Raw genomic sequence first — 14,738 nt, 5'->3', positions numbered from 1 at the left:
TAGACACACCCCAGGGGGTGGGTCCACATCGGGGATTAGCTAAGATTTCTCCTAGTTGTCCCCGACTTTGGGGCAGGTCACCTACGTGTTACTCACCCGTCCGCCACTAACTGCCGAAACAGTCCGTGCGACTTGCATGTCTTAGGCATACCGCCAGCGTTCACCCTGAGCCAGGATCAAACTCTCCAAAAGTGCCCTTGAGGGCTTTGAGTTTGAGCTGTTATGCTCAAAAGTTTTGACGTGGTAAAAACCACGTTGTGGTCGTATTTATTTCCTAACCTGCGCTTTCAAGATTCTCGCCTCACCGTTTGGCGACGCAAAGAAGAGAGTATCAAATGCTTGAGGCTATGTCAATAGGAAGGAACTACCGACCCATGCCAGGAGCTGGGCTGAGCCTCGAGCCTGGCGGCGCATCGTACGGGTCACTACCGGGAGTTGTTCTGGGTAGTATAGGAGCATGGACTTGCTGGTGGTGGTTCCCCATCCCGATGATGAAGTGTTTGGTGCGGGGGGGACGCTCATTCAATATGCCGACTGGGGTCTGGAAACGGGCCTGATCACCCTGACCAAAGGGGAAGCTGGGCGCACCCTGGGCCTGTGTACGCCCGAAGAACTAGGGGCTTTTCGGGCAGAGGAGTTGAAACGTGCGGTGGACATCCTCAAGGTGGGGCATTTTGAGCTTTACGATTTCCCCAATGGGCGGCCCAATGGTTCGGTGGAAGGGGAGGCTCGAGGGCATGGCTTTGCTACTCCCAATGGGGTGGCCGACCATCCTGAAATTGTGGACTTGCTGCTATGGCGCTTGGAAGTATTGCGGCCCAGGGCCATCATTACCTTTGCCCCCAATGGTTCCAACCGCCACCCCGACCACGTGGCCACCCACCAGTTTGTAACCAAAGCGGTTCAAAAGTCGGGGCGGCGAATCAAGCTCTTCTACTATGCGCCGCCCCATCCCCAGCCGGAGTATGTGGATGGTTGGCTGCCGCCCAACCACGTGCGGCATTTGCCGATGGAGGTTTTGCTGCAAAAGCTGCGGGCCATGGCCCAGCACCGCACCCAGGCGCTCTCGGTGCTCAACTTTATGGATCGTTTTTCGTATCGGCTGGCCACCGAGACCTTTCACCTGGCGGGCTATGAGGGGCCTGTGCAGCACGAACTGCTCTGGTATGCCAGGCGGTAGATAGTCCGCCCCAAGCCTTCAGGTAAAAAAGGGGTCGGAGCGGGTAAAATGCCTCGAGTTTTAGGGGCTTGCTGTGAACGAATGGCTGCTCTCGACGGAGTTCTCTGCATACGCTTGACGCATAGTGCATAGCATGATATTTTGAATATATCAGCGGCAAAAAGCCGCCTTTTTTATTTCTCAAACTCAAGCGGTTCATCCTTTCAACAGCAGACCCTCATGAGGCGGCCCTACCTTTGGGTATGCGCACTTGTTTTGCCCTGCTGGTGTTGTGGGGAACAGCCATGGCCCAGAGCCTGGGTCTGCAGGTTGCTTTGGGCTTTACCCGCAATGCGCCCACCGATTTGCGGGTGGAGCAGCAGGGGTTTCCCTCTACCACGGTGGAGGAGGCACGGTTTGAGGGGCGCGACCTGGAGGGGTTTCCTTACTACACAGTACGGTTGTGGTATGGCGAGCGGGTGGGCCTGCGCTTTGAGCTCGAGCTCATCCACCAGAAGCTCTACTTTGCCGGAGCCGAGCGTAACGGGGCCATTTTTGAGCAGTTCAACGTGACCGATGGCTTCAACTACGTGCTCTTTAACCTGGCTTACGCACTGGAAGCGGGGCCGCTGCGGGTGGTACCCAGGGTGGGTGTGGGGGCCCTGGTGGTTCACCCTGAGACCGTGGTGCGCGGCCAGGGCTGGGGGGTGGATGGCGACCCCCGCTGGTATCACCTGGGGGGCCTGGGTGGGCAGTGGGCGGTGGGCCTGGAAGCCCCTGGAATGGTGGCACCGGGCCTCGAGGGCAAGCTCACCCTTGGTTACAGCCGCCTCCACATTGCAAGGGGTTACGCCGAGGGCTGGTTTCGCAGCCTGCACGGCACGTTTGGGCTGGGATGGCCCTGAGCACCGACTATCGTGATCTTCACAGACGGGGCCGCCCACGAAAACGAGAAGGAACAAGCAGACGTGCCTCACCCCGGTGAGGCACGCTTGTCTACGTTGCGTCGGGGCTTAGACCCTTGTTACACACCCAGGTGTGAGCCGGGCCCGGCCTGCGGTGCTTGGGTTTCGAGTTTCCAGGCGGCTACTATTCTGTCCAGGACAAGACCTTGCCGGATGGCTCAAAATGTGTGAAGAGCGCTCTAAACTGCCTACCTGAGCACGGCCCGTAGTTCGTGCAGGTCGGCCACGATGTAATCGGGCTGGGGCGGGGCCTGGGGGCGAACGCGGCCCACAAAACCGTGTTCCTCGAGTTCACGCTGCACCCTGGCTTCGATTACGGCGTCGAGATCCGGGCGGCGGGTGCGCTCATGTACGGGCGTTGCTCGCCAGTCCTGGGGCATGGTGCGCCAGATCCACACCGCTACCAGGCCCGCTCCGTTGGCGCCCCAGATGTCCTGGCTGAGCAGGTCGCCGATGTGCACAATGGTGTCTACTGGTTCGCTTCGCACCGGGTTCCAGAAAGCCGGGTCGGGCTTTAGGGCTTGCGAAATATCCGGGGCCAGCATCCGGTCGTAGGGGATCGCCAGCTTGTCTACCAGAACTTGCTGATACCTGGCCAGGCCATTGGTCGCTACCGCAATGCGGTAGCCCTGGCTGCGGAACGCCGCCAGCCCGGTTAGCACATCGGGGTAGAGCATCTCGTTCTCAAACCTGGCCTCCGCCAGCACCTCAAAGAGGTTGGGAAAGATGGGCGGTAGTCCCAGTTTTTCCTGTACGGCGCGGTGAATGTCGCCCCAGTCGTAGACCCGCGTGGGGTCGCCCTGGGCAAGCCGATTCAGGTACTCCTCGCGCAGGGCCGCTCGGATGGTCGGCTGTGCCAACAAGGGTTCCATGTGGGGCCGCATCAGGTGGCGGAAGGGCCAGTGGGCCAGGGTGCCGTCGAGGTCGAAGGTCAGCCAGCGCATCAGCCCTAGCGTATCGGGTTTGCGGTTCAGCGTACAGGATAGCGCAAAGGGTGGCTTGCATTCTGGGGCACCATGCCGCAGACTAAGGGCCAGATGGTACGAACTGCACAAGTCAAGGGTTGGTGGTGGCCTGGGTAGCCCTGGGACGGTAGCGGTCAGTACCCCTGGGGCTTTTCTCTCAGGGGATTTTTTATTGCACTGTAAGGAGAAGCCATGCAAATCTCGGCAAAAACCACGCCTACGATTCCGGTCAAGAAAACCCTGCTAGCCGACCTCGAGACCCCCGTCACGGCCTACCTGAAGCTTTCCGAAAAAAGCAGCCCCAGCTTTTTGCTGGAGTCGGTGGAGGGGGGCAAGGCCTGGGCCAGGTGGAGCTTTGTGGGGGTGGGGGCTCGCAATGTGTGGCGGCTCAAGCAGGGGGTGTTTACCCTGAATGGAGAGGTGCTGCCCACCACCGACCCACTCCGCACCCTCTACCAGGCCATCCACCGGCCCATAGCGCCCGATCCCGATCTGCCCCTCTTTTGGGGGGGTGCGGTGGGGTATGCGGCCTACGACCTGATTCGTTACTACGAGAAGCTCCCCAGCCAGAAGCCTGATCTGCTCGAGGTTCCCGACCTATTGTTTGTCGAGCCCGAGGTGGTGGTGGTCTTCGACCAGTTCAAGCAGCAGATGCACATTGTGGCCCCAGCCCCGGAGGGTGAACGGGCCGAGGCCCTGGAGCGCATCGCCTGGGCCGAGCGGAAACTTGGCGGCCCGCTACCCGGTGTGCCGGGTGAGCGAGCCGGGCGGCGCATGGACTTCAGCCAGAACGTCTCTCAGGCCGAGTACGAGGGCATGGTGGAGCGGGCGCTGGAGTATATCCGGGCGGGCGATATTTTTCAGGTTGTGCCCAGTCTGCGCCTATCGGCTCCCCTCAACGTACATCCTTTTGCCGTCTACCGCGCCCTGCGCTCGGTGAACCCCAGCCCCTACATGGGTTTTTTGGAGCTGGGCGAGGTGACGCTGGTCTCGAGCAGCCCCGAGAGCCTGCTGCGCTCGGATGGACGCAAGGTGACCACCCGGCCCATTGCCGGGACACGCCGACGGGGCAAAGACGCCGCCGAAGACCAGGCCCTGGCCGAAGAACTGCTCGCGGACGAGAAGGAGCGGGCCGAGCATGTGATGCTGGTAGACCTCTCGCGCAACGACCTCGGAAGGGTCTGCCGCTTCGGCAGCGTGCGGCCCACCCAGCTCATGACGGTGGAGAACTACTCGCACGTAATGCACATTGTCTCTACCGTAGAGGGCGAACTGCGCGAGGACAAAACCCCCCTCGACGCGCTGGCCTCGGTCTTGCCGATGGGCACTGTTTCGGGAGCCCCCAAGATTCGGGCTATGGAGATTATCGAGGAGCTCGAGCCCTCCCGCCGGGGGGCCTACGGGGGCGCCTTCGGCTACGTAGCCTATGACGGCCACATGGACGTGGCCCTGACCCTGCGAACCATTGTGATTGCGAAGGAACAGCTGCACATCCAGGCCGGGGCTGGGGTGGTCTACGACTCCAACCCCACGGCGGAGTACCAGGAGTGCTTGAACAAGGCCCAGGCCATGCTCAAGGCGGTGCGGTTGGCGGAGGAGGGGCTTTAGTGGGCATGTGGCTTGTGGCCCGTGGCAAGTGGTAGGTGGAAGTCGGTTGGGAAGGAGGTATGCTATGGGGCCATCCAGCGTACGAAACCTGGAAATATGGAAAGAAGGCATACAGCTCGTAAAGGAGATTTACTGCATCACTCGAACTTGGCCCAAAGAAGAAGTCTACGGCCTCACAGCCCAGGTTCGGCGTGCAGCCATATCTATACCTGCAAACATCTCCGAGGGGGTAGGCCGTGCCTCTCCGGGCGACACAGTGCGGTTTGTTCAGATGGCCTTAGGTTCAGCATACGAGCTCGATACCCTGCTCGAGATTGCCCGAGAGCTGGGGTTCAGTACAGCCGATGAATTAGCGCCTCTGCAAACCAAAATAGTGCAGCAATGCCGTCAGGTATCCAGCTTTATTTGATACCAGGAGAACCCCCCTAATCTGAAAAAACCCAAACCTCGAGGTAGAGCATGAAGCCACAAGCAACAGGCCACGGGCCACAAGCCCGCATTCTGATCATTGACAACTACGACTCCTTCACCTACAACCTGGTGCAGTACCTGGGTGAGCTGGGAGCAGACTTGACGGTCTGGCGCAACGACTACTTCGAGCTGAAGGATGTGGAGGACTTCGACCCGGACGGCATCGTGGTCTCGCCCGGCCCCTGCACGCCCAAGGAGGCGGGTCTGTCGGTACCACTGATACAGCGGTACGCGCCCAAATATCCCATCCTGGGCGTATGTTTGGGCCACCAGAGCATTGGCGAGGCCTTCGGGGCCCGTGTGGTGCGGCATAAGGTGATTGTGCACGGCAAGACCAGCCGCATCGAGCACGACGGGAGCGGGGTGTTTGCCGGGCTTGCTGGGCCGTTCACGGCCACCCGCTACCACTCCCTGGTGGTGGAGGATTTGCCGGAGGCGCTCGAGGTCAACGCCTGGCTCGACGAAGCGGGAGGCCGCACCGTGATGGGCCTGCGCCACCGCCACTACCCCACCCACGGGGTGCAGTTCCACCCCGAGTCGGTCTTGACCGAGGGCGGGCAGCGGATGCTGGCAAATTTTCTTAAGCTGTGTGAGTAAACTCGAGTCGTGTGGCGCGTCAACTGAGAACAGCGCTTCCCTGGCTCTTATCATCTGTATGAACACCGTCGTTGCAACCCCTCACCTGGCGACACCGGATTGCCGTCAGAACTGTTTTATTCGGCAAAATGAGTACCAAACTAGCCGGCGGTGTCGCCACCCTCTCCCGCAGGGGGAGAGGGAAAGGGGAAAAATGATATAAGCCTGAGTGCTTTCTCCACACGCCACAAGCCACCCACTACCTGCTTTATGATTTCGGTAATTGTGCCCACCCACAACCGCCGCGAGCTGCTGGAAAAAAAGCTGCGCGGCCTGGAAGCCCAGCAGGGCGAGTTTGAGGTGATCGTGGTGGCCGATGGCTGCACCGACGACACCCTGGCCTTTTTGCGGGATTATCGCCCTCCCTACAGCTTGCAGGTGCTACAGACCGGCGATGGCTATGGGCAGGGTAGCGGGGCTGCGAATGCCCGTAACCAGGGAGCCAGGGCAGCCAAGGGCGATATTTTGCTCTTCTCCGACGACGACGTGATGCCCCAGGCGGGCTGGATTGAGGCCCACCAGAAGGCCCATACCGAGCCCCGCACGGTTGCGGTGGGGCGGCTGATACTGCCCCCCGAACTGCGCGGCAGCGGGGCTGCCGAGCTGATGGGGCCTAGGGTTTTCTGGTGGCACGTGACCGGCAACAACACCTCCATGCCCAGGGCGCTGTTTGAGGAGGTGGGCGGTTACGACCTGGCCTTCAGCGCCTATGGCGGCGAGGACTCCGACCTGGGCTACCGGCTGATGCGAGCAGGGGTGCGGCTGGTTTTTGTGCGGGAGGCGGTAGCGCTGCACGAAGCCCCGGAGCACCGCACCCGGGCCGTCCAGAAAGCGAGGCAGGCGGGCGCGGCCCATGTGCAGGTCTGGCAGAAGCACAATGACCCCCGGATCGCCTGGGCCCTGGGGGTACACCCCACCCTGCTGGCCGTGAAGATGGCCTTGCTGCCCAGCCTGAAGGGGCTGCTGGGAAAGCGGGGCGATTATGAGCTGGCCTTTGCCTGGGGGGCCTGGGAAGCCCTCGAGGCCAGCAAGAATCCTCGAGCCTGATGGATTTCAGCATCGTCATCCCCACCCACAACCGGGCCGAACTGGTCGCCCGGACGGTGGCGGCTTTTCTGGCGCAGGAGGGGGCCAGTTTTGAGGTCATCGTGGTGGACGATGGCTCCAGCGACGACACCGCTTCACGCTTGCAGTCCTTCGCAGATGGGCGGCTGCGGTTGGTGCAGCAGGCCAACCGGGGCCTGGCTGCCGCCCGCAACGCGGGTTTTGCCCAGGCCCAGGGCCGGTACGTGCTGTTCAACGACGACGACATCATCCCGGAGCCGGGGTTTTTGCAGGCGCACCTCGAGCTGCACCGCCGGTATGGCCCGGTAGCTGCCGTGAGCCGAACCCAGATTCCGGATACGCTGGGCCAGGACCCCTTTACGTGCTTCTGGCGGGCGCGGGCCGAGAGTGGGGTTCGGGGCAGGGCCGATGGGGCCCTGCTGGGGCGCGGCGGGTACTGGTTTGCCAGCCTCTCGCTGGAGCGGGCCCGGCTGCCGGCGAACCCCTTTGCCCCGTTTGCCGGGTATGGCTGGGAAGAGCACGAGCTGGGCCTGCGGCTGTGGGTGCAGGGCATCCGTCCCCGTCTGGCCGCCAAGGCCCGGGCGACCCACGAAGACCGGGTGAACCTCGAGGGGATGCTGCACAAGTTTCGTAGCATGGGGCGCGTGGCCTGGCAGTTTTACCGGATGCACCCCAGCCCGCAGGTGGCCCTCTGGACCGGGGCGAACCCGCTTTCGCTGGCGCTCAAACGCTGGGCCTACCCCTGGCGGGTAGCGGAGCGGATGCTCCAGAACCGGGGCTGGGAACAGGGGGCGCGGGCGGGCTCGGCTTACCGCTTCTTGCTCGAGGCCGCCTATACCCAGGGGCTTCTGGAGGGTAGGGGTGGCTGAGCCTCTGGTCTACATTCTGATTCTCAACTATCGGGCCTGGCGCGATACGGTGGCCTGCCTGGGGGCTTTAGAGCACCTCGAGTACCCCAACTACCGCGTGCTGGTGCTGGACAACGCATCCGACAACGACTCGGTCGCCCAGATCCGGACGGCCTTTCCAGGGGTTGAGGTGCTGGAATTAGAGCGCAACCTGGGGTTTGCGGGGGGCAACAACGTGGGGATTCGGCGGGCCCTGGCCGAAGGGGCCGCGTATGTCTGGTTGCTCAACCCGGATACCCTGCCCGACACCCAGGCACTGGCTGCCATGGTTGAACAGGCCCAGCAAGACACGCAGATCGGGGCGGTGGGCTCGGTGCTCTACGAGATGGACAGGCCCGAACAGGTGCAGGCCTGGGGTGGGGGTGAGGTGGTGTGGCCCTGGGGCCTGATTCGCTTGCTGAACCAAGAGTGTCAGGCCGCACGGCTGAACTACATCAGCGGGGCCAGCCTGCTGCTGCGGCGGGCGGCCCTCGAGCAGGTGGGGTTGCTGGACGAGGGCTTTTTCATGTACGGCGAGGATGCCGACCTGGGTTTGCGGCTTTTGAAGAGCGGGTTCAAGCTGGCGGTAGCTGCTGAGTCGCGGGTCTGGCACCGGGGCGGGACTTCCTGGCAGGGCTCTAGCCTGGACGCCGACGAGCAGTTTGCCGCCTACAACACCCGGCTTTTGCGTAAACACGCCCCCTGGCCCTGGCTGGCGGTGCTGGGGTATGGCAGTTTCTGGCTGGCCGAGTATGCCCTGCGCCGCCGCTGGGACAAGATAGGAGCCCTCTGGCGCGGCATCGGACGGGGCTGGCAACTGCCCATAGCACCGGGCGCCGATGGTTTGTCAGACCGAGCAACACCCTCTTAATACAGGCTTCGCAAAGTCAGGCGCTATGCCAAGCGGTTTCTTTGCGAAGCCCAGTTTACTTCCTTAGGTCGGGCTAGACAGCCGAACTCGGTATAACATGGGAGGCACTGTGGACGAACTCAGAAAAGCCCTACTGGCCGAACCTTTATCGCAAGCCGAGGCTCATGCCCTGATGAACCGCATCATGGCGGGTGAACTGACCCCGGTGCAGACCGCAGGCGTGCTGATGGCCCTGCGCACGCGGGGCGAAACCACCGAGGAAATTGCCGGATTTGCCGCCGGTATGCGCGAGGCGGCGGTGCGCGTAGAAACCCGGCGCAAGCCGCTCATGGACATCGTGGGCACCGGGGGGGTTGCACCCGATGCCTTCAACATCTCCACCACCACCTGCTTTGTGGTGGCCGCCGGAGGCGTGGCCATTGCCAAGCACGGCAACCGGGCGGCCTCGTCCAAGTCGGGCTCTTTTGACCTGCTCGAGGCGCTCGGCATCAAAATTGACATCCCCATCGCCAGGGTGACCGAGGCCATCGAAACCCTGGGGCTGGGGTTCCTGTTCGCCCGCAGCCATCACCCGGCCATGCGCTATGTGGCCCCGGTACGGGCCGAGCTGGGGGTGCGTACCGTGTTTAATCTGCTGGGGCCGCTGACCAACCCCGCTTTCGCCACCCTGAACCTGGTAGGGGTGAGCAGCCCGGCTTTGCTGGAGCCTTTTGCCCAGGTGCTGCACAGCCTGGGCTCCGAGCGGGCCCTGGTGGTGCACGGCGAGGGCGTGGACGAGCTGGTGCTGGGCCAGAACCAGGTGGCCGAGCTTTCCAACGGACAGATCCGGCGCTACACCCTGCGCCCGGAGGAAGTGGGGCTTCCCTCTGCGCCCTACGAAACGATTAAGGGCGGAACGCCGCAGGAAAATGCAGAGACCGCCCGGGCCATCTTGAGCGGGCAGGACAGAAGCCCCAAACGCCATGCCGTTGCCCTCAATGCGGGGGCCGCTTTTTACCTGGCGGGCAAGGCTCCCAACATTGCCGAGGGGGTGGTGCTGGCCAACGAGCTGCTGGACAGCGGGGCGGGCCTCGAGGTGCTCGAGCGCCTGATCCAACTCTCCCAGGCATGAGCCGCATTGTGCTGATCTCCAACGGGCACGGCGAGGACATCATCGGGGCGGCGCTGGCCCAGGAACTCCGGGCCCTGGGCTATACCCTACAGGCGGTACCCCTGGTGGGCCGGGGTGGGGTTTACGAAGAGGCGGGCTTTGTGGTGCTGGGGCCCCGCCAGGAAATGCCCTCGGGCGGCTTCGCGCTGCAAAGCCTGGCGGCCATCTGGGCCGACCTGAAAGCGGGCTGGGTCTCGATGAGCCTGGCGCACTACCGCGCCGTGAAGGAGGCCGCGCAGGAAGCGGTGGCGACGCTGGTGGTGGGGGATGTTTACGCCCTGCTGGTGGGCTATTTTATGGGGCGGCCCCCGCTTTTTCTGATGCAGTGCCGCTCCTCGCTGCGGGCCTGGCAGCCGCAGGGCTGGAGCCGGCCCTACAGCGCCCTCGAGCGCTTCCTGATGCGCCGGGCGGTGGGGGTGTATCCGCGCGAGCCAGAGGGCGAGCACTGGCTCAGGGCCCACGGGGTGCCCCACGCCTGCTACCTGGGCAACCCCATGCTCGATGCCCTGGAGGGGGTTCCGCTGGAGCTAAAGCCCCCCTACCTGCTGCTTTTGCCGGGGTCGCGCCGCGATGCCTACGAAAGCCTGCCCAAAATGCTCGAGGCGTGTCGTTTGTTATCCGATACGGGCCTTACCCCTGTGGTGGCCTGGGCGGGGCTGTCTCTGGAAGGGTGGAGTGGGGCAGAGGGCTGGAAGCTGGAGCCAACCGGAAGGCAAGAAGGGATCACCCATACGCTAAACCATCCCGACGGAACGCGGGTATATCTTAGCCAGGGAGCCTTCAGGGACTGCATTCTTGGGGCAAAGGTGGCTATTTCCACCAGTGGGACAGCCGCCGAGCAGGCCGCGGGGTATGGGGTTCCTCTGGTAAGCTTTCCCACCTCGGGGCCGCAGTACACCCCGGCCTTTGCCGCCCAGCAAAAGCGCTTGCTGCGCGAAGCCCTGCTGCTGGTGGAGCCGCATCCCGAGGCCATAGCCCAGGGCGTCCGGCAGTTTTGGGGCTCACCAGAGCTGCTCGAGCAAGCCAGAGCCGCCGGACGGGCCGCGATGGGCGTGCCGGGGGCGGCCCGGCGAATTGCCCTGGAGATTCACCGGCAGTTGCAGGCTACGGACCAGGGCTCCGGGCAATGCCCGTCTCGATGAAGCGCCACCACAAGAGCACGCATACCAGGCTGGCCCAGAAAAAATAAGGCCCCACCTGCTCGGGCGCTTTTTCCAGGCTTTTGCGAAACCAGCCTCCGGGCTCCAGGCCGCTCACAAACCACAAAATGCTGGCCGCCAGGAGGCCGTAAATGGCGTGCAGCCAGGTCACCCCGCCCATAAAGAGCGTTCGCACCAGCAGTTCCATCACTATGGCCCCCACCGCAAACCCTGCCGTGAACTTGAAAAAGCGCAACTGAGCGGAGGTGGGTTCCCGCACCAGCAGGGGCAGGTTATAAAGCAACGAAGCCCCAATCAGGAGCAGCGCAACCAGGTTGAGCAGGCCGCGCAGCCCGATGAGGTAGACCGGAAGAGGAATGTCCATAACAGGCTTAGCGCAGCAGGGGCGGCTTGCGAACCTTTAGGTGCTCCGAAACCGCCTGAGCCAGGCCAATCAGCCAAGGGTCTTGCAAAGGCTTCCCTACCAACGAGGCCCCGATGGGTTCGCCGCTCTGGCGGTAGCCGGCCGGGAAGTTCACCACCGGGAAGCCCGAGGTGGAGGTGAGCACGCTCAGGCTGTTGCCCACCACCAGCAGCACCTCTACCTGGTGCTCCTGCATCAAGTCCAGCAGGCGTTCGCGGCCTTGCTGGCGGTTTTTGTCAACCAGGGCCTGGTACTCGGCCCCGCTGAGCGGATGGGCAAGCGAGGTCTCGAGCAAATCCTGCCCATAGAGCATGGCCTCGGGGTGCTGGCGGTTGTACTCGAGGACGTCTTGCAGACCCCGGATGGCCGCCCCGGTGGTTTGCAGATACGAAGCCAGGTCTTGCCGCATACCGGCGTGCAGCACCGGCATCATCTCGATGGCGCTTTCCGGAAAGGGCACCTCTACCACTTCTGCGCCCAGAGCGCCGAGTGCTCTGGCTACCTGGGCCAGGGCTTCCGCGTCGCCCTTGCGCTGGATGTGCTGCACCCAGCCCACCCGTAGCGGCAGGGCGGGGCTCTTGGCCACGGGCGGAAAGCTGAAACCCTCGGCTAGCTGGGTGGCGGCGTCGGTAGGGTCGTGGCCTGTTATGACCGACATCAGCACGGCCAGGTCGGGGGCGTTTTTGCTCATGGGCCCGGCGGTGTCCTGGGCGGCAGTAATGGGGAGGATGCGGTCGCGGCTTACCAGGCCCAGGGTGGGTTTGAGGGTGAACACACTGTTCTGGGCGGCGGGGTAGATGAGCGAGCCGGAGGTCTCGGAGCCGATACCGGCCACGGCCAGGTTGGCCGCCACTGCTACGGCGGTGCCGCTGCTGCTGCCCCCCACATCAAAGGGGCCGTAGGGGTTGCGGGTATGGCCGCCCAGCGTGCTGTAGCCGTTGACCGACTGGCTGGTCATGAAGTTGGCCCACTCCGAAAGGTTGTTCTTGCCCAGAATCACCGCGCCGGCGGCCCGCAGCTTTTGCACAATGAAGGCATCCCGATCGGCAATGTGCTCGGCCAGCACGGCCGCACCTGCGGTGGTGTGCAGGGGGCCCGCCGTGGAGATGTTGTCCTTGAGGCTGAGGGGAATGCCGTGGAGCACCCCGCGCACCTTCCCCTGCTGGCGCTCTGTGTCGCGGGCGCGGGCTTCCTCGAGTGCCGCCGGATTCAGCTCCAGATAAGCCCGCAACCGATCGTTGTAGCGCCGGATGCGCCACAGGTAAAACAGCGTGAGCTGCTCGGAGGTGAGGCATCCGGCCTGCATCTCGGCCTGGAGCTCAGGGATGGTGGCCTTCTGGGTGAGGGTTTGCAGGCGCTCGAGCACGGGCGCCTCGAGCCGTTCCAGCGCCGCCTCGAAGGGGCTGAAGTTTAGCGTTCGCCGCAAAGGGTAGGGGCGTTCAGCAGTTTGTTCGGCCACCTGGCGGGCCACAAAGCTTTCCCAGTCGCGCTTATTGGGATTCAGACGTTTTTCGGCAGCCTGGCTCATCGCCCACCACACTACCAGCCCCAAACCCAGGAAAACCAGGGCCAAGAACAGTTGAACCCTTCTGGGCATAGGGTTCAGTATGGCATCGGCCCAGCCACCCGATAAGCCGATACCCCCATTTGGGGGTCTGGTGAAGGAATACCCCGTCCTGAAGGCAACCCACCGACCCGCACTTGGGCCTCATCTGCCACGTAACGCCGTTGCACCTTAAATATCACAAGGTGCTCATGAAAACCTCGCTACCCTTGGGTTGGGTAGCTCTACTTCTTTTGGATTCTCATGCAAGAACTCTTTACCAATGCTCCAGCGCACTGGCCCAAGGTTTGTATCGAGGGCCTGATCCAAAGCAACGCCCCCGAAGTGAAGGCGGCCAATCGTCTGATGTTTGCGACCACGGTGGAGACGGTTTTTCGCAAGTCGGGCATTCAGGTGCTGGAAGCCGATGTGCTGCGCCTGACCCGCGAGGGGGTTCTGGAAATTCCCCTGCGGGTACGGGCCGAGGACGGCGAGTACGACCTGTTTTTCTACCCCATCGCCGACGAAAAAGCAGCCGCTCACTATGTGGCGGTGCATGAGCTGGCCCAGAAGTGGGGGCGTATTCGCCCGGTTTTCTACAGCACCGACGATTTACTGGCCATTTACCCCGAAACCCTCGAGCCCGTCACCCGCCGCGACCGGCTCTACATCCAGGCTGCGCTCACCGCGCCCAAGGGGCAGTATGCAATGTGGTGGGCCCAAGAGCCGGGTGAGCAGTTTCACTATAGCTCCACCTACGACCTCTTTGATCGTATCTACCGCGAGATCAATGGCCTCGAGATGCGGGCTTTTGCCCTGATCTTGCTCGAGCTCGGCATGATTCAAGAAGAGTACGAGTTCACCGCCTCGACCTTTACCGACAGCGTGGTGGAAATCCCGGTGGAAGGCCCGGAAGGGGTGCCTATCATTCTCTCGTTTTCGCAGCACCGGGGGGTGCGTTTCCACTTTCACGTGGATCGGGCCAGCGCCGAGTACCGCGACCTGTTCTTGAACCTGTTTTTGATGCGGGTCAAGCTCTGGCGCAAGGAGGCCGACCTCGAGCAGGTCAAGCGCCTGGATAGCCCCTCCTACATCTGGTGGCGCGAACTGGGCAAGCGGCTGCGCCTGAGTACGAGCTCGAGTGAACACGCCATCAGTGCCGTAGGTTCGGTCAAGCGCTAATCAGGGTGCGTAACAGTTGGCCACGTCCACGCCGATGAGCCTGAGGGGCGCCGGGCGTTCGTTGTTGCCACCAATGGCCTGCAGCTCGATGTCCATTGGGTAGATCTGGCGGGGGTTGGGTTGCGGGATGGCCTGGGCCGAGGTACCGCTGGGCTCGAGGGTGGCAAGGTTGATAAAGAGCCGGGCTTCCCCTGCGGTCAGGGTGTTGACCCGCAGGCCAGTGGGTGGGGCGCTCAAATCAGGGATATTAACGGCAACAGGCGATTTGCCATTGGGGGTAAAGGTCAGGTTCACGCCTTTGAGGGTTCCGGTGTAGTTGAAGGACAGGTTGAGTTCGCGTACGCCGCCCGAGAGAGTACAGGGTTCTTTGGGCGCAGTGAGGTTGAAAGCGCTGAAGCCCCCCACAATCTGCGAACAAGCCCCCAACAGCCCGACCGCCAGCAGCCCTGCAACAATGGTTCTCATAATCATACCAACCCCTTTCTTCCAAAGCCTACGCGGAATTCTGAGGATTGCAGTAAAAAACCATGTACCCCAATTCGCTTCGGTAGTCATTTGAGATTATCACCGGTGGCTGGATGGAAAGACCTGATGGCGAAGGATGTCAGAGATAGACCAAATGCGGTCAGTGAGATGGGCAGCCATGGCCGGGGAACGGGGTTGGTAGCGTTTA

The 14,738-nt window shown here is 62.8% G+C and carries 14 protein-coding genes and 1 rRNA gene; 10 read left to right on the top strand and 5 right to left on the bottom strand.

Annotated elements, in window-relative coordinates:
• Positions 1–192: ribosomal RNA gene (locus J3L12_RS16005) — 16S ribosomal RNA — on the bottom strand; the annotation flags it as partial.
• Positions 193–457: 265 nt separating this feature from the next.
• On the opposite strand from J3L12_RS16005, the gene J3L12_RS16000 reads away from it, so the two are divergent.
• Complete coding sequence (locus J3L12_RS16000) at positions 458–1,180, top strand: PIG-L deacetylase family protein (protein WP_208016053.1); 723 nt, start codon at positions 458–460, stop codon at positions 1,178–1,180.
• A 242-nt stretch (positions 1,181–1,422) separates the two neighbouring features.
• Complete coding sequence (locus J3L12_RS15995) at positions 1,423–2,064, top strand: hypothetical protein (protein ID WP_208016052.1); 642 nt, start codon at positions 1,423–1,425, stop codon at positions 2,062–2,064.
• A 248-nt stretch (positions 2,065–2,312) separates the two neighbouring features.
• On the opposite strand, the gene J3L12_RS15990 is transcribed toward J3L12_RS15995, so the two are convergent.
• Positions 2,313–3,068 carry an HAD family hydrolase gene (locus J3L12_RS15990; RefSeq protein WP_208016051.1) on the bottom strand — a complete coding sequence of 252 codons (756 nt, stop codon included), beginning with the start codon at positions 3,066–3,068 and terminating at the stop codon, positions 2,313–2,315.
• A gap of 213 nt (positions 3,069–3,281) precedes the next feature.
• Here J3L12_RS15990 and trpE point away from each other — a divergent pair, with 213 nt between their 5' ends.
• From trpE to J3L12_RS15950, 7 genes are all read left to right on the top strand, one after another.
• Positions 3,282–4,697 carry an anthranilate synthase component I gene (trpE, locus tag J3L12_RS15985; protein WP_208016050.1) on the top strand — a complete coding sequence of 472 codons (1,416 nt, stop codon included), beginning with the start codon at positions 3,282–3,284 and terminating at the stop codon, positions 4,695–4,697.
• Positions 4,698–5,156: 459 nt separating this feature from the next.
• On the top strand, positions 5,157–5,765 hold the full coding sequence (locus tag J3L12_RS15975) for an aminodeoxychorismate/anthranilate synthase component II (protein ID WP_208016048.1): 609 nt from the start codon (positions 5,157–5,159) through the stop codon (positions 5,763–5,765).
• Positions 5,766–6,014: 249 nt separating this feature from the next.
• Positions 6,015–6,851 carry a glycosyltransferase gene (locus tag J3L12_RS15970; protein WP_208016047.1) on the top strand — a complete coding sequence of 279 codons (837 nt, stop codon included), beginning with the start codon at positions 6,015–6,017 and terminating at the stop codon, positions 6,849–6,851.
• The gene (locus tag J3L12_RS15965) at positions 6,851–7,738 is read left to right on the top strand and encodes a glycosyltransferase family 2 protein (protein WP_208016046.1); all 888 of its coding nucleotides are present in this window, start codon (positions 6,851–6,853) and stop codon (positions 7,736–7,738) included. Before J3L12_RS15970 ends, J3L12_RS15965 begins: the two co-directional genes overlap by 1 nt.
• Positions 7,731–8,627: a glycosyltransferase family 2 protein gene (locus J3L12_RS15960; protein ID WP_208016045.1), complete on the top strand. Its 897-nt coding sequence runs from the start codon at positions 7,731–7,733 to the stop codon at positions 8,625–8,627. The genes J3L12_RS15965 and J3L12_RS15960 overlap by 8 nt, the downstream gene beginning before the upstream one ends.
• Before the next feature lie 109 nt (positions 8,628–8,736).
• Positions 8,737–9,738 carry an anthranilate phosphoribosyltransferase gene (trpD, locus tag J3L12_RS15955; protein ID WP_208016044.1) on the top strand — a complete coding sequence of 334 codons (1,002 nt, stop codon included), beginning with the start codon at positions 8,737–8,739 and terminating at the stop codon, positions 9,736–9,738.
• Positions 9,735–10,919 (top strand): lipid-A-disaccharide synthase-related protein, encoded by a 1,185-nt coding sequence (locus J3L12_RS15950; protein ID WP_208016043.1) that lies wholly within the window; start codon positions 9,735–9,737, stop codon positions 10,917–10,919. The genes trpD and J3L12_RS15950 overlap by 4 nt, the downstream gene beginning before the upstream one ends.
• Here the strand turns inward: J3L12_RS15950 and J3L12_RS15945 are convergent.
• Positions 10,882–11,301 carry a hypothetical protein gene (locus tag J3L12_RS15945; RefSeq protein ID WP_208016042.1) on the bottom strand — a complete coding sequence of 140 codons (420 nt, stop codon included), beginning with the start codon at positions 11,299–11,301 and terminating at the stop codon, positions 10,882–10,884. The genes J3L12_RS15950 and J3L12_RS15945 overlap by 38 nt on opposite strands.
• A gap of 7 nt (positions 11,302–11,308) precedes the next feature.
• Positions 11,309–12,937, bottom strand: coding sequence for an amidase family protein (locus J3L12_RS15940; RefSeq protein ID WP_243455316.1), 1,629 nt, complete (start codon positions 12,935–12,937; stop codon positions 11,309–11,311).
• Between the two features lie 210 nt (positions 12,938–13,147).
• Here J3L12_RS15940 and J3L12_RS15935 point away from each other — a divergent pair, with 210 nt between their 5' ends.
• Positions 13,148–14,065, top strand: coding sequence for a hypothetical protein (locus J3L12_RS15935; RefSeq protein WP_208016041.1), 918 nt, complete (start codon positions 13,148–13,150; stop codon positions 14,063–14,065).
• Here the strand turns inward: J3L12_RS15935 and J3L12_RS15930 are convergent, their stop codons facing one another.
• Positions 14,066–14,530: a hypothetical protein gene (locus J3L12_RS15930; RefSeq protein WP_208016040.1), complete on the bottom strand. Its 465-nt coding sequence runs from the start codon at positions 14,528–14,530 to the stop codon at positions 14,066–14,068.
• Positions 14,531–14,738 lie beyond the last annotated feature (208 nt).

The organism is Meiothermus sp. CFH 77666 (assembly GCF_017497985.1).
Taxonomy (GTDB): Bacteria; Deinococcota; Deinococci; order Deinococcales; family Thermaceae; genus Meiothermus.
The sequence above is the reverse complement of the archived record's forward strand: the minus strand, read 5'-3'. Positions and strand labels throughout refer to the sequence as shown.

Excerpts from the sequence above, each read along its gene's own strand:
- J3L12_RS15970 (WP_208016047.1), top strand. The coding sequence starts at position 6,015 with ATGATTTCGGTAATTGTGCCCACCCACAACCGCCGCGAGCTGCTGGAA.
- J3L12_RS15930 (WP_208016040.1), bottom strand. The coding sequence starts at position 14,530 with ATGAGAACCATTGTTGCAGGGCTGCTGGCGGTCGGGCTGTTGGGGGCT.
- J3L12_RS15945 (WP_208016042.1), bottom strand. The coding sequence starts at position 11,301 with ATGGACATTCCTCTTCCGGTCTACCTCATCGGGCTGCGCGGCCTGCTC.
- J3L12_RS15940 (WP_243455316.1), bottom strand. The coding sequence starts at position 12,937 with ATGCCCAGAAGGGTTCAACTGTTCTTGGCCCTGGTTTTCCTGGGTTTG.
- trpE (WP_208016050.1), top strand. The coding sequence starts at position 3,282 with ATGCAAATCTCGGCAAAAACCACGCCTACGATTCCGGTCAAGAAAACC.
- J3L12_RS15935 (WP_208016041.1), top strand. The coding sequence starts at position 13,148 with ATGCAAGAACTCTTTACCAATGCTCCAGCGCACTGGCCCAAGGTTTGT.
- J3L12_RS16000 (WP_208016053.1), top strand. The coding sequence starts at position 458 with ATGGACTTGCTGGTGGTGGTTCCCCATCCCGATGATGAAGTGTTTGGT.
- J3L12_RS15965 (WP_208016046.1), top strand. The coding sequence starts at position 6,851 with ATGGATTTCAGCATCGTCATCCCCACCCACAACCGGGCCGAACTGGTC.
- J3L12_RS15995 (WP_208016052.1), top strand. The coding sequence starts at position 1,423 with ATGCGCACTTGTTTTGCCCTGCTGGTGTTGTGGGGAACAGCCATGGCC.
- J3L12_RS15975 (WP_208016048.1), top strand. The coding sequence starts at position 5,157 with ATGAAGCCACAAGCAACAGGCCACGGGCCACAAGCCCGCATTCTGATC.
- J3L12_RS15990 (WP_208016051.1), bottom strand. The coding sequence starts at position 3,068 with ATGCGCTGGCTGACCTTCGACCTCGACGGCACCCTGGCCCACTGGCCC.
- J3L12_RS15950 (WP_208016043.1), top strand. The coding sequence starts at position 9,735 with ATGAGCCGCATTGTGCTGATCTCCAACGGGCACGGCGAGGACATCATC.